This is a genomic window from Amycolatopsis sp. cmx-11-12 (genome assembly GCF_046269425.1).
Lineage (GTDB): Bacteria > Actinomycetota > Actinomycetes > Mycobacteriales > Pseudonocardiaceae > Amycolatopsis.
This window is the reverse complement of the sequence record NZ_JADNQM010000005.1, coordinates 18,699-39,088: the sequence shown is the minus strand read 5'-3', so window position 1 is coordinate 39,088 and position 20,390 is coordinate 18,699. Positions and strand designations below refer to the sequence as shown.

Here is a 20,390-nt window from a genome sequence, read left to right as displayed (position 1 = left end):
GCCTCACGCAAAAGGTACATACCATTTAGGTCATACCCACCCCAGTGGACTGGACCTATTACCGGACTCGGCGCAGGTCAGCGTACCCCCGCGTCCGTGTAGTCGACACCGTAACCCGGGTTCAACTCGAGGTACTTCGAGTAGGTCGGCCGCCGGTCGATCAGTTCGCCGTACACCGCGCGGGACAGGGCGATCATCTCCGCGGCGAACGGCCCCATCTCCCCTCGCTCCGACCAGCCGACGAGATTTCGCCAGCTCAGCGGATTCCCCGCGATCGGGACGGCGACGATCCCCGGGATCTCGTGGAACAGCGGCTGGCACAGCACCACCGCGTGTCCCGATTCGACCATCTCGATACAGGTCAGCACATCGGTCTCGTACAGCGAACGCGGCGTGAACCCCGACCGGGCGCACGCGGACGCGAAACAGTCGCCGAAGCATCCGTCCCCCGGCGTGGCGCACCACCGTTCGTCCGCCAGTGCGCCGAGTTCCACCTCGTCGTGCTGGGCACGTTCGTCGCGCGCCGACATCAGCACGAACACCGGATGATGCGCGAGCGTCCGCCACCGGACGCCGGGCTCCGGCGGCGGCCCGGCGTCACCGCAGACGCCGACGAAGGCGAAGTCCAGCGCCCCCTCGACGGTCATGTCCGCGAGTTTGTTGGCCGACCACGAGGTATGCGTGGCGACATGGATGTCGGGATGGGTGGTGCCGAGTCGCTGCAGGAGCGCCCCGAGCATCGGTCCCGTCGCCGAGCCGAGTCGCAAGGTCACCGGTTCGGCGGTGCCGGCGTGCTGGGCGAGGCGTGCCGCCTCGTCGTGCAGGGACGACACGGCGGGGAGCACCATCTTGGCCCGGTCGAGGACAAGGAGGCCTAGCGCGGTCGGCCGAGTCCCCGTGTGATCGCGGAGGAAGAGCTTCCCGCCGAGCGTCCGTTCGATGCGCTTCAGTTGTGCGGTCAAAGCGGGCTGCGCCATTCCGAGCGTGTTCGCCGCTTTGGTGATACTCCCGAGTTCGGCGATGGCGCACATGATGCGCAGGTGGCGCAGTTCCAGCTCCATCCCTCTACGTTAGAGCGGTAACTGGACTGGACCAAGTGAAGAAATGCTCCGAATGGCTTCGCGTCGTTCCGGCACCGGCGGTACCCGGGAGGGGTTTCTGGTGCCCGCCAGGGGTCCTGACCAGGCACTAACACGCGGAAACGGTCCGGCGGCCGTGAAATGCCATCGATGTCAGGAATTCGGTATCGGATCCCGTGAACGTGAAGGAATCCCGGACGAGAGGGGCACTCGACCGATACGGTCCACCTCGGAGCCGATGACGACGAGGGGGTTTCGTGGCGGACGAGCGTGGGCGGATCCGGCGGTCGCTGACTCGGGTGATCACCGACGACAACCTGGATCTGTACGTACTCGGCACTGTCGCGCTGGCATTCACCGTCCTGGGCGCGACCGGGATCTCGGACGTCAAAACGCTTTCTTCCGTGGTGACGGCGCTGCTGGCCCTGCTCGCCTTTTCACAGATCCGCTCGCGACGGCTGACCGAACAGGTCCGGGACTCGAACCGGGGCGGCCCGGCGGCGTTCTTCGAACCGCAGTTCCCCGCGGATCTCATCTCCCGGCGCGCGGCGGCCTTCGACATCCTGCTCATCGGCCACTCGATGACCAGGACCGTGCAGGGCATGCGCAGCGACATCCGGTCGATCCTCGAAGCGGGCGGACGGATCCGGGTACTCGTGCTGGACCCGACCGACGAAGCGATCGTCGACGTCGCGGACCGCCGGATCTCGCGAAGCCACGGTCAGGGACGGATGCGGCAACGGATCATGACCACCCTCGACGAACTGACGTCGCTGAGGAGCAGGACGAGCGGCAGACTGGAGATCCGGGTGTCGTCACGGATCTCGTCCGCGGGCTTCAACTGTCTCGACATGGCGAGCAAACGGGGCCTGATCTGCGTGCAGCACTACGAACACCGGCCGTCCGGAGAAGCGGCGCCCGTGTTCACAGTGGAACCGAAGGACGCTCCCTGGTTCCAGTACTTCGCCGACGAGGCGGAACGGTTGTGGGAAGACGGCACACCCTGGCCGCTGTCCCCCGCGGATCAGGTCGCGCGGGCACGCCGTCCGGTCTTCAGCGAGGGCTTCGGCCCCGAACTCACCGAGGCGATCGGCGACGCGGGCGAACTGCTCGTCACCGGGATGGCCCGCAACACCCTGGTGAACAACAACTACGGCAAGCTGGAAGAACGGCTGAGCGCCGAGGCGCGGATCCGGTTCGTGCTGATCGACCCGCACTCGCCCGCGATCGACACGGCCGCGTCCCGCTACTACGCCGTCCGCTCACCGGAAAGCGCCAGGGAACGCGTTCTCCACACGCTGCGGGTGCTCGCCGAGCTGAGGCGCTCGACCGGCGGCGATCTCTCCGTCCGGCTCGTCACCCATCCCATCGCCGTCGGGGTCATCGCCACCGGCTCGGCACTGTTCGCCGAGTACTACACCTACCAGGCGGCGGGCGAGCCGAAGTTCGTCCTGCAACCCGGGGACGGCGCGGCTTACCGGACCTTCCTCGGCGAGGCGGAGGCGTTGTGGGACAGCGCCGAACCGTACGACCTGAGCCCGGACGACAGGGACTGATGGCGGTTTCGAGGTGCCGACACCGGATGTTGACCGCCCGGCGCTCACCGTCACGCGCGATAACGGTTCGGGAACGAGCGCCCGTCAGCGCTCCGCCTCTCTCATAGAGTGCCTTTTTCCGCGCCCAGGGGAGGGTTCGTGTACATCCACGCCAGACGTCGATCCATCAGTTTCAGCGGCCGGACGATCACGATCAAGGCCGCCGTCAAAGGACTCGGCGACCGAAAGCACACGTTCAGCGTCGGGAAGATCAGCGGCCTCAAGAACATTCCGCCGACGGCGTTCAAGCCGGGGAAGCTCGTCTTCGAGGTGCCTGGCGCGTCCAAGGCTGTCGTCGAGGACGTGCCCATGTACGCCGACAAGGTGGACATGAACACCTTCACCTATGGCGGGATGGACTCCAAGAACGTGAAGGTGCTCGAAGAGGCGATCAGGAAGGCGATGAGCGGCTGAGGCGGCTCGGAATCGACCAGTGCCCCGCGCCGGAGGTTCGTGCGTCCAGCGGGAATCTGGATCAAACCCGGCACTCGCGTGCTCACGACACGAACTTCGGACTCAGGTTCCTACCTCGTCACGAAGTCTTCGACTTGCGGTTCAAGAACGCCGACGCTCCCACGCCATGCGCGAGCACACTCGCCAGCACCGTGACCGCCATGACGCTCAACGCGATGTCCGCCGCGTCCCCGTCGAGTGAGTTGTAGGCCAGCAACCCGAACACGATCGACGCCGCGCCACGCGGCGCCAGCAGGCCGACGGTCATCCGGTCCCGCCACCGGAAATCCGTCCGCAGCAGGGTGAGCAGCACCGGGATCAGCCGTGCGACGGTCAGTGCGACGACGCTGACGATCACCACGCCCCAAGTGAGGCCGAAGGACAGCACCAGCACCGCGGTGCTGCCGAAGACGAACCACATCAGCAGCCCGCACAGCGAACTGACGTCTTCGGCCAGCCCGAGTTCGTCTTCGCTCGGGTGCCGGGCGGTCTTGTAGGCGATTCCGCAGATGAACGCGGCGACGAAGCCGTTGCCGCCGATCGCGACGGCGGCGGTGTAGGTCAGCAGCGGCAACGCGACCGCCGCCACCCGCGCGGAATGCCGTGTCGACCAGCCGTGCTTGCCTGTCACGTTCATCGCCACCGCGGCCACCGCGCCGATCACGGAGCCCGCCAGCACGGCCAGCAGCGCCGCGGGGATCGCGGCCTGCAACGCCTCACCCGGCGTGTTCGCCTGGTGATTGCTCCCCGCGAGGGTGAGCGCGAAGATGAACACCGGGGCGACGACGCCGTCGTTGTAGCCGCTTTCGACGTTCAGCAGATGCCGTACACGTTCGGGCACCCGGACGTCGTGCACCACCGACGTCGCCGGCGCGAAATCCGTGGGGGCGATGATGCAGGCGATCAGCAGCACCACCGGCCACCCGAGACCCGGCAGCGCCAGCAGGCCGGCGCCCATGACGATCAGGATCGTCAGCGGCAGCGCGATCAGCAGCAGCCGGACCGCGGTCTTGCCGTCGTGACCGAGGTAGCCGCCCTTGACCGCGGTGGCGTCCACGAACAGCAACAGCGCGAGGATCAGTTCCGCGGCGTTGAGGGCGATCTCGGTGTTGAGCCCGTTGCCGAGGTCGTTGCGGGTGCTGAACCCGATCGCCAGCCCCGCCACGACCATCGCCATCGGCGCGGTGATCTGCCACCGCTCCAGCCGTGCCGCCGTCATCGTCCAAGCCAGCACGACGACCGCGCCGACGAGCACACTCTGGATCATCTACCCCACCCCTCGTTCCCGGTGGACTCCCCTGCCACCGGGAACGAGCATAGAGGCCGGGCGGAGCGCGACGGTCCACAAAGGAACGCCGATCACACCACCGCGCCGTTGTCTTCGCGCTCCCGTGTCCGCGACGGCTTCCTGACCGGACGTCCGGCTCCCGGCCACCGCCGGTCGAGCAGGATGGCCACGGGCCCCGCTGTGGCCACAGTGGACACTGTGCCCGCGATGAGACCGAGCAGGAGCGCGAGGGCGAAGTCGGCCAGCGAACCGTCCCCGAGGAACAGCAGCGCGCCGAGCACGAACAGCACCCCGATGCCGGTGTTGATCGTCCGGGGCAACGTTTGCAGTACCGCCGTGCCGACGACGCGGGCGAACGGTTCCTTGCGGCGCAGCCCCCGCACTTCCCGGACCCGGTCGAAGACCACCACCGAGTCGTTGACCGAATAGCCGATCACCGTCAGCAGCGCGGCGAGGAAGACGCCGTCCATGGACTTGCCCAGCCAGGCGAAGATCCCGAGGATGATCAGGACATCCTGGGCGAGCGCCGCCACCGTGGCGAGGCCGAGCCGCCAGTCGAACCGCACCGCGAGATAGATCAGCTGCGCCAGTACGGCGAGGCCGAGCGCGATGACCGCCTTGGTGCGCAGTTCGGCGCCGAGGCTCGGGCCGATCTGTTCGTCGCGGATCTCGGTGGCGTCACCCGTGACCCCGGCGACCGCGGCCCGGATCCGTTCGGTGGCGGCCTCGTCGATGGGCTCGGTGCGCACCGCGATGTCCTTCTCGCCGGACATCTGCACGACGGCGCGCGGGAATCCGGCGTCGGACACCGCGTCCCGGACCTGTTCGACGTCGGCGGACGCCGAAGTGCTGTATTCGATCACCCGGCCGCCGGTGAACTCGACGCCGAGATTCGGCCCCGCCACGAAGAGTCCCGCGATCGCGGCGATGACGACCGCCCCGGCCACCATCAGCCAGCGCTGGGGTTCGCCGAGGAACGCCGGGTCGCGGCGGTTCACCCACTGGCGGACCCGGCCTTCGTGCGTGAGCCCGGAAAGCCGCGGTTTACGCGCGACCACTCCCCGCATCGTGAGGTGCAGCAGCCAGCGCGTGAGCACGAGCGAGATGAACAGGGCGACGATCACCCCGATGGACAGCGTCACCCCGAACCCGCGCACCGGGCCGGACGCCAGCCAGAACAGCAACCCCGCGGCGAGCAGGGTGGTCACGTTCGAATCGACGATCGCCGACAACGCCCCGCTGAACCCGCGGCTGACCGATCGGGACAGCGTGCCTCCTCGTTTGACCGAGTGTTCTTCTCTCGCCCGTTCGAAGACGAGCACGGTGGCGTCGACGGCCATGCCGATGGCCAGGACGAACCCGGCGAGCCCTGGCAAGGTCAGCGTCGCGCCGACGGCGAGCAGGGCGGCGTAGGACACGGCGGCGTACGCGACCAGCGCGCCGACGGCGATCAATCCGGCCAGCCGGTACACCGCCAGCAGGAACAGCGCGGTCAGCGCCAGGCCGATCACGGCGGCGCGGGCGCTGGCGTCGATCGCGGCGGCGCCGAGGGTGGGGCCGACCGTGCGCTGCTCGATGATCTCGACCGGCGTCGGCAGCGCGCCGGCGTTGATCAGCAACGCCAGATCCTTCGCCTCGTCCGGGGAGAACCGCCCGGTGATCTGCGTGCTCCCGCCGACGATCCCGACTCCGCAGGCGACCTGCGGGCTCACCTGTGGCGACGAGATCACCTTGTCGTCGAGCGCGATCGCCACCCGCCGGGTCGGATCGCCGGGCGGGGAACAGGCGGCCTGCCCGGTCAGCTTCTCCCAGGCACGACCGGAATCCCCTTTGAAGTCAACGGAAACGAGCCAGCCGCCGCCCTGCGAATCGATCGTCGAGTTTGCCTTGTCGACGCCTTCCCCGGTCAGCGCCGCGGGCCCGAGGGTGATCGACTGCCCGCTCTCGTCGGGCAACACGCGGCTTCCCTGCGATGCTTCGGCGGAAGCTCCGAGCACCGGATGGAAGGACAGTTGCGCGGTGCGGCCGATCACTTCGACGGCCTCCTGCGGATCCCGCACGCCGGGCAGTTCGACGATGATCCGGTTGTCCCCGGAGCGGGCGAGCATGGGTTCGGCGACGCCCAGCGCGTCGACCCGGCGGCGCAGCACCTCGAGCGTCCGGTCGGTGGTCTCCGGCCCGGCGGTGGCGGTCGGCGAGTCCTTGGTCTCCAGCACGATCTGCGTGCCACCACGCAGATCGAGCCCCAGGCGCGGGGCGGTGGTCAGCAACAGGTACACGGTCGCGGCGAGGACGACCAGCGAGACGACGGCTCGCCCGGTCATGCCTCGCCGCGCGGTTTCGCGCGGCACGACGGTTTCTCCTCGATGTTTTCCCGGTTCGGGCGCACGGAAGGCGCGCCCGTGAGCTTCAGACGGCTACCGGGAAAGGAGGAGCGCGATCCCCCAGCGCGAGGCGGTGCGCCGCGCGGGAGAGAGGAGTGACGTCGGCGTGGAGTTCACCGAGCCGGAGCAACGTCGTCGACCCTGGCCCGTGCGGGACGGTGCCGAAGAGAGGCAGGTCACCGTGACCGTGCACACCCAGGAGCGAAGGCTCGGCGGCGAGCCTGCCCATGGCGCGCACCGGTGCCACGGCCTTGGAGACCGAGGAGTCGACCATCGCGTTCGCCCCACGCGAGTCGTCCGCCGAAGCGGAATCACCCGAGTGAAGCGCGAAGAACAGGCCGAGCGCGGTCAGCACGGCGGCGAGCAGCACCAGCACGGCCTGCCTGGCAGGCCGGTACGTCCGGCTCTCCACCGTCATCGACACACTCCCGGAGTTCTCGCCGACACCCTACTTGGCTCCGGCGCCCCGCCACAGTCGCGCGATGCCGGCGCGAAGGCGGGCCTCCCCCAGTTCCGGCAGCAGCGCGGTCACGTGTTCGGCCGCCAGCGGGGCCAAGAGGGCGTGCGCGGCATGCTCGGGGTCGGGGGTGCCGTCGAGCAGGATCGCGACGTGCCGGTGCCAGAACCGGTAGGCGCCGATGCGGTAGCGCGCCCCCGGTGCCGCGGTCTCCGACATCCGCACCAGCGGCAGATGCTTGAGCACGTAGTCGACGTAGGCATCGGCAAAGGCCAAGAGCCGCTCGGACGGCGGCGCCCCGGGCCCCAGCGGTGGCGGTCCGTGCAGGATCCCTTCCTGGAGCACGCGTTCCCGCGCGTCCAGCAACGCGGCGGCCAGTCCGGCTTTGTCGCCGAAGCGGCGGAACAGCGTCCCCTTGCCCACATTCGCGGCCGCCGCCACCTGGTCCATGGAGACCGCGTCGACACCCTGCTCGGCGAACAGCGACGCGGCCGCGTCCAGGATCGCGGCCCGGTTTCGGGCGGCGTCCGCGCGCTCCTTGGGTGGCGGCGTGCGCAGCAGTTCCAGCGGCGTTGCGAAAGCGGACTTCGGTCCGTTACGGTCGTGGGACACATACGGACTATAGTCCGATTAGCTCGGAGGTAGCGACATGACCGCACTCATCACCCGTGACGAACTGAAGGCCGCGATCGACGCGAAGACCGTGACGGTGGTCGACGCGCTGGGTGGCGAGTACTACGCCAAGCAGCATCTGCCTGGCGCCGTCCCTCTCGTCCTCGCGGACGTCGACGCCCGGGCCGCCACCGTGCTGCCCGATCGCGGCGCGACGATCGTCACCTACTGCTCGAACCCCGCCTGCCCCAACAGCGGACAGGTCGCCGACCGGCTCACCGCGCTGGGCTACACCGACGTCCGCAAATACCGGGAGGGCATCGAGGACTGGGCCGACGCCGGCCTCCCGCTTGAGCAGAACTGATCCTCACTCCGGAGCGGGAACGCGCCGCCGCAGGATCGCGACCCCGTCACCGCGGAGCTCGTCCAGATAGGCCGCTCGTCCGGTCATGGCCATGATCAGCGCCAGGGTCGTGCCCGAGACGAGCTGCCCGGATCCGACGGCGAAGGGGCCGTCGGTCGCTTCGAGCCGGAGCCCGCCGATGCGTCCCTTCGCCATCACCACCAGATCGGCACCCTGGTAGTAGCCGGCCAGGGAGGTGAGGACGGCGATTGGATGGTCACGGCGGAGACCGAGCGGGCGGCGGATGTCCTCGCCGTGCACGATCACCTCACCGAGCATCGCGATGGCGGGGAGCGGCGGTTTCGTCGTGCTCTTGACGGCTCGGCGGAACCGCTCCAGCGTCTCGGCGCCGTCCGCCCCCAGATGTTCGGCCAGTCGCATCGCGACCTGCTTGTCGAAATCGAACCGGCAGCGGAGCACCCCCGCCAGCCAGCGCGCGGGCGTGAGACTCGCCCCCGCGGTGAGATGCGCCAGCACTTCGCGCACGGTCAACCCGGTGCACAGCGACGGCGTCTCCCACCGCGGTTCGGTGAGCCCGATCAGGTCGTTCGCCAATGCCGCCCGCTCGGTGTGGATCAGCGGCCAGACCCCGGTCGCGGCGCGGCCGCGCGCTCGCGGTCCCGTGTTCGTCATCTCGGACTCCCTCCAGTCGTTCTCAGGAAGAGACTCCCGTCGCGGTCCGGAATCATCGGTCGCCGATACTTTCGGAACGCGGATCCGTCCCCCGCGCACGAGGAGAGCCGATGATCCGGCGCTGGAACCCGGAGGCGGTGGCCGCCCCCATCGGGCCCTACAGCCATCTGGCCCATGTCCCGGCCGACCACGAACTGGTCGTCGTGTCCGGCCAGGTCGGCGTCCTTCGCGGCGGGGACCTCGCCGGGCCCGACGCCGAGTCCCAGACGCGGGCGGTGTTCGCGAACCTCGAACGGCTGCTCGAAGCCGCGGGCGCGGGACCGGGGAACCTGGTCAAGGTCTTCAGCATGCTGTCCGGCACCGAACACCTCGACGGCTTCCGCACCGCCTCCCGCGAGGCTTTCACCCGCTGGTATCCCGAAGCGGACTGGCCAGCGCAGTCGCTGATCGTCGTGGCTGCGCTGGCCCGCCCGGAACTCGTCGTCGAGGTCGAAGCGCTGGTCGCGGTGCCTAAGCTCGTCCCGTGACGATGGAACGGCCCTCACCGTCTTGATGTCGCCGGGCCCGCACTAGGCACTAGGACTCCCGGCGCCTCCGTCCCGCGAGGAGCAGCAGCGCGCCGATGGCCAGCATCCCCAGCGCCAGCACCGTCATCGTCTTCACCGGCGAACCGGTGACGGCCAGGCCGGGCGGACGCGGGGTGACCGGCGGCTGCGGGTCCGGCTTCACCGGCGGCTCCGGGTCCGGCGGCACCCGGGTGTCGGTGCCGCAATCGGGGTTCGCCGAGCCCGGCGGGCAGTTGACACCGGGGTTGTCCGAGGTGACGGCGTTGCGGAGGCGGTGGTCACCGATCGCCGGCTTCCGCACGGTGACGGCGTAGGTGACGGTGGCCTTCTCCCCCGGCTCGAGCTTGCCCTTCCAGGTGAGCTTCGGCGCGGAATAGGTCACCGTTCCGATGCTGGCCTTCGCCGTGCCGTCGAAGGTGGCGTCGTCGAGCACCTGGGTCAGGTCATCGGTGAACTTCGCATCGTCCACTGTGGCCTGTCCGGTGTTCTCCACCGTGACGGTGAACGTGACGACCTCGCCGGGCTTGGCCTCCGTCTTGTCGACCGTCTTCTTGATCTTCAGGCTGGACAACGGCGTCGTCGTGCCGCACTTCGGATCCTTGCTGCCCGGCGGGCAGTTTCCGCCGGGGGTGTCGGAAGTGATCGCGTTGATCAGCTTGCCGTCACCGTCGGTCTTGGTCACCTTCACGCTGTAGGTGACCGTCGCCGTCTGCCCGATCTCCAGATCACCGGTCCAGGTCAGCTTCGGTTCCGCGTAGGTCACCTCGCCGATCGTCGCCGTGCCGTCCTTCTGGAACTCGGCGTCGTCGAGGACCTTGGTGAGGTCGTCGGTGAAGGTCGCGCCGGTCAGTTTGGTCTTGCCCGTGTTGCGGACCGTGACCGTGTACTTCACGACGTCACCCGGGTTCACCGTCGCCTTGTCCGCCTTCTTCTCCAGCGTGATGCCGGGTACCGGAGTGCTGGTCGAACAGGCCGGGTCGTCGGACTGCGGCGGGCAGGTGCCCGGGGTGTTGGTGCTGACGGTGTTCCGCAGTTCGTGGTCGCCCGTGACCGGGCTCTTCACCTTCACCGAGTACTTCAGCGTGATCGACGCCCCCACCGGGAGATCGCCGGTCCACACCAGGTTCGGCGTGGTGAAGACGAACGTCCCGACGACCGGCACCGAGGCGGCGTCGTCCCGGTAGTCGGCGTCGTCGAGCACCTCGGACAGGTCGTCCGTGACGCGCGCGGCGTCCTCACCGACCAGATCGACCTTGCCGGTGTTGGCGACGGTGACGGTGTAGGTGACGACGTCGCCCGGGTTCGCGGTCTGCTTGTCCGCGGTCTTCTTCACCGTCAGTTCCCGCGACGGCACGTCCGCGACACAGTTCGGGTCGGTCGAATCCGGCGGGCAGTTGTTGCCCGGGGTGTCCGACGTGACCACATTGGACAGTTTCTTGTCGCCGGTATTCGGGTTCTTGATCTTCACCGTGTAGGTGATGGTCGACGTCTGCCCGATGTCGAGCGAACCGGTCCAGCTCAGTTTCGGTGCCGCGTAGGTGACGCCACCGATCGTCGCCGCGCCGTCGTTCTGATAGTCGGCGTCATCCAGGACCTCGGTCATGTCGTCGGTGAACGCCGCACCGTCCTGTTTGGTCTGCCCGGTGTTGGTGACGGTGATCGTGTACTTCACCGTGTCACCGGGGTCGACCGACTTCTTGTCGGCGACCTTCTTGATGAGTAGTCCGGAAACCGGGGTCGTCGTCCCGCACTTCGGGTCGGTGGAACCCGGCGGGCAGTTGCCGCCCGGCGTCTCGGAGGTGACCGTGTTGACGAGCTTCTTGTCGCCGTCGCCCGGGTTCTTCACCTTGACCGTGTACGTGATCGTGGACGTACCACCGATCTCCAGGTCGCCGGTCCAGGTCAGCTTCGGTTCCGCATAGGACACCGCGCCGATCGTGGCCGCGCCGTCGTTCTGGTAATCGGCGTCATCGAGAACCTGGGTCAGGTCATCGGTGAACGTCGCGCCGGTCAGCTTGGTCTGCCCGGTGTTGGTGACGGTCACCGTGTACTTCACGACGTCGCCCGGGTTCGCCGACTGCTTGTCGACCGCCTTCTCGATCTTGAGGCCCGACACCGGGGTGTCCGTGCCACAGGCCGGATCCGTGGAGCCCGGCGGACAGTTGCCGCCCGGCGTCTCCGACGACACCGTGTTCTTGAGCCGGTTGTCCCCGGTGTTCGGGTTCTTCACCTTGACCGTGTACGTCACCTTGGCCGTGTCACCGACGCCGAGGTCGCCGGTCCAGGTCAGCTTCGGCGCCGCGAAGGACACTGCGCCGATCGTGGCGGCACCATCGTTCTGATAGTCGGCGTCATCGAGAACCTGGGTCAGGTCATCGGTGAACGTCGCTGCTGTCAGCTTGGTCTGCCCGGTGTTCTGCACGGTCACCGTGTACTTGACGACGTCGCCCGGGTTGGCCGACTGCTTGTCCACGGACTTCTCGATCAGCAAGCCCGACACCGGAGTCGTCGTGGTGCACTTCGGATCCGTCGAACCCGGCGGACAGTTCCCGCCTGGCGTCTCGGAACTGACCGTGTTGACGAGCTTCTTGTCTCCGGTGCTGGGGTTCTTCACCTTCACCGTGTAAGTGACGGTCGAGGCCCCTCCGATTTCGAGGTCGCCCGTCCAAGTCAGCTTGGGTGCCGCGTAGGACACCGCACCGATCGTCGCCGCACCGTCGTTCTGATAGACGGCGTCGTCCAAGACCTGAGTCAGGTCGTCCGTGAACGTCGCACCCGTCAGCTTAGTCTGGCCGGTGTTCGTGACGGTCACGGTGTATTTGACGACGTCACCGGGGTTCGCCGACTGCTTGTCGACAACCTTCTCGATCGTCAAGCCCGACACCGGAGTCGTGGTCCCACACTTCGGATCCGTCGAACCCGGCGGACAGTTCCCGCCCGGGGTCTCGGAACTGACCGCGTTCTTGAGCCGGTTGTCCCCCGTGTTGGGGTTCTTCACCTTCACCGTGTAAGTGACCGTGGACGCCTGGCCGATGTCGAGGTCGCCGGTCCAGGTCAGCTTCGGTTCCACATAGGACACCGCGCCGATCGTCGCCGCACCGTCGTTCTGATAGACGGCGTCGTCCAAGACCTGAGTCAGGTCGTCCGTGAACGTCGCACCCGTCAGCTTCGTCTGGCCGGTGTTCGTGACGGTCACGGTGTATTTGACGACGTCACCGGGGTTCGCCGACTGCTTGTCGACAACCTTCTCGATCGTCAAGCCCGACACCGGAGTCGTGGTCCCGCACTTCGGATCCGTCGAACCCGGCGGACAGTTGCCACCCGGCGTGTCCGAAGTGACCACATTGGACAACTTCTTGTCGCCAGGGTTCGGGTTCTTCACCTTCACCGTGTACGTCACGGTCGACGTCTGCCCGACGTCCAGGTCGCCGGTCCAGGTCAGTTTCGGTATCGCGAACGAAACACCACCGATCGTCGCGGCACCATCGTTCTGATAGTCCGCGTCATCGAGAACCTGCGTCAGGTCATCGGTGAACGTCGCACCCGTCAACTTCGTCTGACCAGTGTTCCGCACTGTCACGGTGTACTTGACGACGTCACCGGGATTCGCCGACTGCTTGTCCACGGACTTCTCGATCAGCAAACCGGAAACCGGCGTCGTCGTCCCGCACTTCGGATCCGTCGAACCCGGCGGACAGTTACCACCCGGCGTCTCCGACGACACCGTGTTCTTCAGCCGGTTGTCGCCGGTGTTCGGCTTCTTCACCTTGACCGTGTAGGTCACCGTGGACGTCTCACCGACGCCGAGGTCACCGGTCCAGGTCAGCTTCGGCGCCGCGAACGAAACACCACCGATCGTCGCGGCACCGTCATTCTGATAGTCCGCGTCGTCCAAAACCTGGCTCAGGTCATCGGTGAACGTCGCACCCGTCAACTTCGTCTGACCGGTATTCCGCACTGTCACGGTGTACTTGACGACGTCACCGGGATTCGCCGACTGCTTGTCCACGGACTTCTCGATCAGTAAGCCCGACACCGGCGTCGTCGTGGTGCACTTCGGATCCGTCGAACCCGGCGGACAGTTGCCACCCGGCGTCTCCGACGTCACGACGTTCTTGAGCAGGTTGTCCCCGGTGTTGGGATTCTTCACCTTGACCGTGTAGCTGAACTCGGCGCTTGCCCCTGCGGCGAGCGTTCCGGTCCAGGTCAGTTTCGGCTCCGCATAGGACACCGAGCCCGGTGACGCGGTGGCGTCGTTCTGGTAGACCGCGTCGTCCAAAACCCCGGTCAGGTCGTCGACGACCTTCAGGCCCGCCGCGGTCACCCGTCCGGTGTTGGCGACCTTGACCGTGTAGCGGACGGTGTCACCGGGGTTCGCGGACTCCTTGTCCGCGGTCTTGGTCACCGTGTACGCGGGCGGCGGCACCTTGGTCTTCGCGCAAGCCGCGGCGGGATCGTCCGGACAGCGGTTGTCGGGCGGGACGACCGGCGGCGGTCCGGTCGGGACGGTCGCCCGGTTCACCAGTTCCTTGCCGATCGCGGCCTCTTCGACCTTCACCCGCACCGTCAGCGTCGCGGTCTCCCCGACGGCGAGGCCGTTCACCGCCCAGTCGATCGGGCCGGTGCCCGACGCCGTTCCCTTCGAAGGAGCGGACGACACGTAGGTCGTGCCCGGCGGCAAGGTGTCGCGAACGGTGAGGGCGGGAACCGGGATCACACCGGTGTTCCGCACGGTCACCTGGTAGGTCAGGGTGTCCCCCGGGATCGCCTCCGCGAGGTCGACCGACTTCGTCAGCTGATATCCCGGCGAGGCGACCGTGTTCCGCACCGTGTTCGAAGTGCGTTCCTGCGGGCGGCCGGTGTCCTGTCCGCGGAAAGTCAGCTTGCCGGTGTTGTCGAGTTTGGTGCCGTCCGGCACCGTCGCACCGACCTTGACCTTGAAGACGACCTTCTGCGACTGGCCGGGCGGCAGATTCCGCACCCGGCAGGTGACCACCTGCCCGGCGGCCGAACAGTCCGGATTGGACCCGGCCACGAAGGTCACGCCGTCCGGCAGGGTGTCGGTGAGCACCACGTTCGTCGCGGTGTCGAGGTCGTTGACGGAGCCGTCAGCGTGTTTGTTGGTGACGTCGAAGGTGTAGGTGACCTCGCCGCCCTTGGTGACGTACCCGGGCGGGTTGTCGTTCGTGTTGCCGACCGGATCGTTGGCCTTGGTGATCTGCAAGTCCGGCTCGAGCGCGTCCGTGACGAGCCAGACCACCTGCGAGTAGATCGCGTCGCCGGTGGTACCGAGCTTCACGTCGAGTGCGGACGTGCCCGCGGGGACCTTGCCGGTGATGTCGATGCTGCGGGCGTCGTACCCGACGTTGTTCAGCGGGTTCGGATCACGCGTGGTCACGTTCGATCCCGAGCCGCTCGACGACACCTTGTCGATACGGCTGGTGAAGGCGTTGTTCGTCACCGTGCCGGCGGGGCCGGGCAGAGGGATGTCCTGAAGGCTGGAGGAGTTCGGGCCGACCTGGAGGTAGTCACCGGAGATGGGCGCGTCACCGTCACCGGCCACGATGCCGAGTTCGACGTTCGGCTGACGGGAGGTCGGGGCCTTGATGCCGCTCAGTTCGATGGTCGCCGAGACCGGCGTGCCACCGCCCGCGACTCGCTGAAGACCGTCCCAGACCTGCAGGTAACGCAGCGGCGCACTGGGCAGTTCGTACGCCACCACGAGCGACCAGCCGCCCCAGCAGCCGAGGTTGGTCCCGCTGATCGACTGGCCCTGGCAGGCCTGGATGTCGGCGACCGTGTACTGGCCCACCCCGGCCCTGGCCACCGCGGCGGTGACGTCGGCCGCGCCACCGTAGGCGTACGGGGTCGGGAAACCGGACGTCGTCAGCGCGGGGAAATAGTCGTAGGTGTCGGCCGTGATCCGCTGGTAGGAGGTCGACCCGGGGGTCTTCATCGAGACCTGGTTGCCGATCGAGCCGTCACCGGAGGTCCCGGCGGAGGCGACCGGGTTGAACTGCCAGTACAACCGGGCGTTGAGCACCTTCGCGCCGGCCGGAATGCTCAGGTTCGCCGCGGAGGCGGTGTTGCCGGGCGCGGCCGGATCGGTCTTGATCCAGGACACCGGGCTCGCGTTGCTCGCGGAGCCGTCACAAACGACGCCGAAACCGCATTGCACAACGGAGTTGGCGGCCATCGCGATCCCGCCGTGCGCCAGCCCGTTGTACACCGGCTCCGGCCCGATCGGCCGTTCGGTGCCCGCTCCGCGCGGCTGGGTCTGGGCACTGGCGGGCAGCGGGGCACCCATCAGGAGGGCCACGGCGACCACCGCGAGCAGCGCTATGCCCCGGCGCCACCGATTTCGCCCACGACGTACCGCCATGCCGCCTCCGCCTCACCCCTCGCTTCCATCGGCCCAGGTCAGGACGACGGGGACAGCGAGCCCGATCGACGTCATCCTGTGTCGCGAAGATCATGGACGGCAACCGGGATCGGCGGTGTCCCCTGGATAGAACCCGTTGAGTGGCCTGGAAACCCCCGGACGGGTGATGAAAGCCCGGAGAATCGTCCACAACGGACCGCAAGCATCGAGGGTGGTGTTTTCCCGCGAAAACTGCCATCGTCGAACACGTGATCGACTTTCCTTACCGGGGCTCCGGCCCCTATTGCTACGCCCATTCCCTCGCGATGATGCTCGGCGCCGAGGCGCCGGGAATCGAGGTGCTCGAAACCGTGACCGGCAGCCCCTTCGGCATGCAACTGGTCGGCGGATCGCTGCCGTTCTTCGACGCCTTCGGCTGGGATCCCGACATCGGTATCGGCGAAGCGCTCGACGTCCTCGGCTGGAGCGCGGACACCTTCAGCGATGAAGACCCCGACGACGCGTTCGCCCGCCTCGTCGAAGGCCTTTCCGACGGCCCGGTCATGATCGGCCCCGTCGAGATGGGGCATTTGCGCTACCAGCCCGGGATGACCGGCCCGATCGGAGCCGACCATTTCCTCGTCGTGCTCGCCGCGGACAGCGAGTCCGTCACCGTCCACGACCCGCAGGGATACCCGTACGCGCGGCTACCGCACGCGGAGTTCACCGCCGCGTGGCGGGCCGAAACCGTGGCCTACGGCAAGCCACACACGATGCGGACGAACTTCGTCCGGCACACCGTCGTCGCCGACGAGGCCGCGATCGTCGCGTCGCTCCCCCGCGCGATCGGCAGGCTCGGCGGCGAGAACGAAGCCGGACTCCCGCCGGGCAGCCTCGGCAACGCCGACGCGGCCTTGGCGCTGGCCGCCCGGATCGGCTCCCGCTGTGACCCGGACCTGCGCGGGCTCCTCGTGCACTTCGGGGTCCGCGTCGGCGCTCGGCGGCTGACCGACGCGGCGACGTGCCTGCGCCGGGTGGGCCACGACGGCGCCGCCGCCATCCTCACCACGCAAGCGCGGCTGGTCGGTTCGTTGCAGTACGACCTGGTCACCGAGGACGACACGCGCGCCGCGGACACGCTCCGGGCGCTCGCGCCGACCTACGAGGAACTCCGGCGGGCGCTCACAGCATCCTGACGATCTCTCGGGCAGGCCGAGCCGCGCGCTGCTCAGTTCACCGGGCCGTGACGCCAGCCTCCCGACTTGCCCACTCGCGACCAAAGCGACACCGGCGGGACCGCAAGCGCGGCCCCGCCGGTGTCTTCCCTCCCCGCCCTGCCGGCGAGTCTCACCGGATTCAGAAGGTGACGCTGAATCCGTCGATGCTGCCCGTGTCGAACTGGTAGACGTCCTGCGCGCTCAGCTTCCAGGTGCCGTTGGCCGCTTCACCGGACGCGTCGACCGTGAACGTCTGGTGCACGCCGTCGGCCGAGCCGCCGCCGCCGGAACCCTTGAGCCGGTACGTCTTGCCGCTCGGCCCGACCAGATCGAGGACGAGGTCGGCGCTGTAGGTGTGCGAGACGTCCACCTTGACCGGCAACGACGCGGAAGCCTTGCCGTCACAGCCTTCCTGGGTCACCGAACTGGTCACCGCGGCTCCGGCGTCCGGAATGGACACCGGCGTGGTGTTCGACTTGACGCCGCATTTCGGGCCGGGGCCGCCGGTGCCGATGAACGAGACGTCGAGCAGCTTGTTCGGCGAGCCGCTGCCCGCGTTCTTGATGACGCCCGCGGTCGCGTTGTCGACCAGCGCGTCCCGGACCTGTCGCGGTGTGGCGCCCGGATTGGCCGACAGGTAGAGCGCGGCCGCGCCGACGACGTGCGGCGTCGCCATCGAGGTTCCGCTCATCCCCGCCGAACCGCCGTTGCCCGGGCTCAGCGACATGATGTTGGTACCCGGCGCGAAGATGTCGGTGCAGCTGCCGTAGTTGGAGAACGACGACCGGTTGTCGCCGGAGTCCGAGGCGTTCACGGTGATCGCCTCCGGCACCCGCGCCGGGCTGGTGTTGCAGGCGTCGGTGGACGCGTTGCCCGCCGCCACGCCGTAGACGACACCCGAGGCGATCGACCGTTTGACCGCGTCGTCACCGACCCCGGGGGCGTCCATGCCCAGGCTCATGTTCGCCACCGCGGGCTTCTTCGCGTTGGCCGTCACCCAGTCGACGGCGTCGATGATGCCCGAGTCCGGCCCGGAGTTGTCGCAACCCAGCACCTTCAGCCCGACGATCTTGACCTTCTTCGCGACGCCGTAGGTCTTGCTGCCGAGTGTGCCCGCGGTGTGGCTGCCGTGGCCATGACAGTCCTTGCCGTCACCGCCGAAGAAGTCCTTGCCGAGGCTGGCACGGCCTTCGTACTCCGGATTCGACGGGTTGATGCCGCTGTCGAGGTCGTAGGCGGTGACGCCCTCGCCTTCGTTGGGATAGGTGTAGGTCTTGTCGAGCGGAAGGTTCTTCTGGTCGACCCGGTCCAGCCCCCACGTCGGGTTCTGCTGGGTGCCCGTGCCGCGTGCGGTGCCGTCCTCGTAGACCGTCTTGACCGACGGGTCCGCGGCCAGCCTCCGCGCTTCGGCCAGGGTCATGCTCTTGGCCGAGAACCCGCGGATGGTCGCGGTCCAGACCGAACGGACCTCGCCGCCGTATCGGTGGGCCAGCTCGGCCGAAGCCGACTGCCCGGCCGCGGCGACGTCGTGGAGGACGACGATGTACTGATCACCATAGTGTTCCTTGGCCGGGATCACGACGCCTTCCGCCCCGGCGGCGACGGCGGTTCCGGCGCCGAGCGCGAGGAGTGGGCCCAACAAGCCCAGTGCCAGCAGGGTTTTCGTCTTGTTACGCATGGATTGTCACCTCTGTTTCGGCGAAGATCACTGGACGGTGAGGGTGTACGTGGCGGTCGCGGTCTTGCCGACGGCGTCCTTGGCGGTCACCGTGACCGGATACGTGCCCGGCTGGAACGGCGCGAAGACCTGCATGGTCGAACTGCCACCGCTCGACACGCTCTGCGGCGAGAAGAACGGGTTGATCGGCAGCCCGGAACCACTGGCGGACAACGTGATCGAGCCGCTGCCGCCGGTCGCGGTGACGGTGGCGCTCACCAGCGAACCCGCGCGGCCGGATCCGGAGGACGGGTTCACCGTCACCTTCAGATCGCCGACGGGAGGTTCGCCCGCGCCGACGGTGAGGGTGAGCCCGGCGGTGGCCGTCTCGGTCGTGCCCTTCCCGGAAATCGTGACCTGATAGGCCTTTTCCGGTGTCCCGGAGGTGGTCTCGATGGTCAGTTTCGCCACCTCGCCCGCCTTGATCGTGGCGGGCTGGAAGGTGGCCTTGGCTCCCTCGGGCAGTCCCGACACCGACAGCGTGATGTTCTCGGCGCCGTTCTTGCCCGGCTTGCTCGTGACGCTCGCCGACACGTACTTGCCTGGCAGGACCTTCACCGACGACGGCGAAGCGGCCAGGGTGAAGGCGTCGCCCGGCTGCTCGCCGCCGATCTGCTCGGCGACCCAGTCCCCCATCTCGTTGTTGAGCCTGCTGTAGACGCTGTACCAGCGGAAATCGCTGCGGCTCCAGGAGGTGATCCCGACGACCTTCCCGTCGACGACGAACGGGCCACCGCTGTCACCGGGCAGGACGGTCTTGCGGCCGTCGGAGTACCCGGCGCAGATCATCGTCTTCGGGTCGACGCCGTTCTCCACGCCGGTGCACTGACTCGCGTTGACGATCGGCAGCGTCAGTTTGTGCAGCGTGACGTCCTGGGTGGAGTCGTTCATGTCCTTCTTGCCGTAACCCAGGCTGAACCCGTCCTTGCCGGGCGTCTCCAGGCCGGTGTCGGCGGAGGTGGCGACCTTGGCATAACCGCCGGGCGGGACCGGGATGTCGCCGTCGGTGGTGATCACCGCGACGTCGTAACCGTTCCACGGCTGCGTGAATCTGGGGTGGAGCTGGTAGTCGACGGCCTTCAGCTGGGTGCCGCCGGCGCTCTTGAGGTCATCCAGTCCATAAAGGACACTCTTTTCGCCGGCCAGTTCCTTGCAGTGGGCCGCGACCATGACCTTCCGCGGCGCGATGACGGAACCGGTGCAGCTCTGCCCTTTCGGCCGCGAACCGCCTTCCCGAAGCGCGGCGATGACGTACGGGTAGTCCTTGACCGACGCGGGCGAGCCTCCGATGCTCTGGCCGTGGACGCCGCCCGTCGGCAAGGGCGCGGCATCCGTCGGGGCGACGGCACGGTGGAGGTCGGCTGATGGAGTGTCCGGTGCCGCACCGGCGATGCCGGCCGCCGGTGCCAGCGCGGCCATGGTCAGGACGACCACGCCGAAGATCCGTTTTCTGCTCACGGTGATTCCTTTCCGGGAAATCGCGACTGCCGGACAACTGTCGGACGGCGGCGGAAACGGAACAATAGTGGAACGCGGCAGTCGTTCCACTATTTAAAGAAACCGGCTCTCACCTGCGGTTTCTCACGAATTACCCAGCGAATCGCCGAATACGGACCCCTAAGGAA

The 20,390-nt window shown here is 67.9% G+C and carries 14 protein-coding genes; 5 read left to right on the top strand and 9 right to left on the bottom strand.

The window, feature by feature from the left end:
- Nucleotides 1-77: 77 nt before the first annotated feature.
- Nucleotides 78-1,061 carry a LysR substrate-binding domain-containing protein gene (locus ACLARN_RS08550; RefSeq protein ID WP_409490765.1) on the bottom strand — a complete coding sequence of 328 codons (984 nt, stop codon included), beginning with the start codon at nucleotides 1,059-1,061 and terminating at the stop codon, nucleotides 78-80.
- Between the two features lie 275 nt (nucleotides 1,062-1,336).
- On the opposite strand from ACLARN_RS08550, the gene ACLARN_RS08545 reads away from it, so the two are divergent.
- Together ACLARN_RS08545 and ACLARN_RS08540 are read left to right on the top strand one after the other, a co-directional pair.
- Complete coding sequence (locus ACLARN_RS08545) at nucleotides 1,337-2,635, top strand: hypothetical protein (RefSeq protein WP_409490764.1); 1,299 nt, start codon at nucleotides 1,337-1,339, stop codon at nucleotides 2,633-2,635.
- A 138-nt stretch (nucleotides 2,636-2,773) separates the two neighbouring features.
- Complete coding sequence (locus ACLARN_RS08540) at nucleotides 2,774-3,088, top strand: hypothetical protein (protein WP_409490763.1); 315 nt, start codon at nucleotides 2,774-2,776, stop codon at nucleotides 3,086-3,088.
- Nucleotides 3,089-3,206: 118 nt separating this feature from the next.
- Here the strand turns inward: ACLARN_RS08540 and ACLARN_RS08535 are convergent, their stop codons facing one another.
- From ACLARN_RS08535 to ACLARN_RS08520, 4 genes are all read right to left on the bottom strand, one after another.
- Complete coding sequence (locus tag ACLARN_RS08535) at nucleotides 3,207-4,394, bottom strand: cation:proton antiporter (protein WP_409490762.1); 1,188 nt, start codon at nucleotides 4,392-4,394, stop codon at nucleotides 3,207-3,209.
- 92 nt (nucleotides 4,395-4,486) lie between these two features.
- Nucleotides 4,487-6,766 carry a protein translocase subunit SecD gene (gene secD / locus ACLARN_RS08530; RefSeq protein WP_409490761.1) on the bottom strand — a complete coding sequence of 760 codons (2,280 nt, stop codon included), beginning with the start codon at nucleotides 6,764-6,766 and terminating at the stop codon, nucleotides 4,487-4,489.
- A 58-nt stretch (nucleotides 6,767-6,824) separates the two neighbouring features.
- The gene (locus ACLARN_RS08525) at nucleotides 6,825-7,217 is read right to left on the bottom strand and encodes a hypothetical protein (protein WP_409490760.1); all 393 of its coding nucleotides are present in this window, start codon (nucleotides 7,215-7,217) and stop codon (nucleotides 6,825-6,827) included.
- Nucleotides 7,218-7,247: 30 nt separating this feature from the next.
- On the bottom strand, nucleotides 7,248-7,823 hold the full coding sequence (locus ACLARN_RS08520) for a helix-turn-helix domain-containing protein (protein ID WP_409491012.1): 576 nt from the start codon (nucleotides 7,821-7,823) through the stop codon (nucleotides 7,248-7,250).
- Between the two features lie 82 nt (nucleotides 7,824-7,905).
- On the opposite strand from ACLARN_RS08520, the gene ACLARN_RS08515 reads away from it, so the two are divergent.
- A complete protein-coding gene (locus ACLARN_RS08515; RefSeq protein WP_409490759.1) occupies nucleotides 7,906-8,232 on the top strand; it encodes a rhodanese-like domain-containing protein in 327 nt (108 codons plus the stop codon).
- Nucleotides 8,233-8,235: 3 nt separating this feature from the next.
- Here ACLARN_RS08515 and ACLARN_RS08510 read toward each other — a convergent pair whose 3' ends face one another.
- Entirely contained in the window at nucleotides 8,236-8,904 is a 669-nt protein-coding gene (locus ACLARN_RS08510) for a maleylpyruvate isomerase family mycothiol-dependent enzyme (protein ID WP_409490758.1), read from the bottom strand.
- Nucleotides 8,905-9,014: 110 nt separating this feature from the next.
- Between ACLARN_RS08510 and ACLARN_RS08505 the strand changes: the two genes are divergently transcribed.
- The gene (locus tag ACLARN_RS08505) at nucleotides 9,015-9,431 is read left to right on the top strand and encodes a RidA family protein (protein WP_409490757.1); all 417 of its coding nucleotides are present in this window, start codon (nucleotides 9,015-9,017) and stop codon (nucleotides 9,429-9,431) included.
- Nucleotides 9,432-9,480: 49 nt separating this feature from the next.
- Here the strand turns inward: ACLARN_RS08505 and ACLARN_RS08500 are convergent, their stop codons facing one another.
- A complete protein-coding gene (locus ACLARN_RS08500; RefSeq protein WP_409490756.1) occupies nucleotides 9,481-15,852 on the bottom strand; it encodes a hypothetical protein in 6,372 nt (2,123 codons plus the stop codon).
- Between the two features lie 248 nt (nucleotides 15,853-16,100).
- On the opposite strand from ACLARN_RS08500, the gene ACLARN_RS08495 reads away from it, so the two are divergent.
- The gene (locus ACLARN_RS08495; RefSeq protein WP_409490755.1) at nucleotides 16,101-17,027 is read left to right on the top strand and encodes a hypothetical protein; all 927 of its coding nucleotides are present in this window, start codon (nucleotides 16,101-16,103) and stop codon (nucleotides 17,025-17,027) included.
- A gap of 160 nt (nucleotides 17,028-17,187) precedes the next feature.
- Here ACLARN_RS08495 and ACLARN_RS08490 read toward each other — a convergent pair whose 3' ends face one another.
- Nucleotides 17,188-18,726, bottom strand: a complete 1,539-nt coding sequence (locus tag ACLARN_RS08490; RefSeq protein WP_409490754.1) for a S8 family serine peptidase — start codon at nucleotides 18,724-18,726, stop codon at nucleotides 17,188-17,190.
- Between the two features lie 27 nt (nucleotides 18,727-18,753).
- Nucleotides 18,754-20,223: a trypsin-like serine protease gene (locus ACLARN_RS08485; protein WP_409490753.1), complete on the bottom strand. Its 1,470-nt coding sequence runs from the start codon at nucleotides 20,221-20,223 to the stop codon at nucleotides 18,754-18,756.
- Nucleotides 20,224-20,390: the final 167 nt, after the last annotated feature.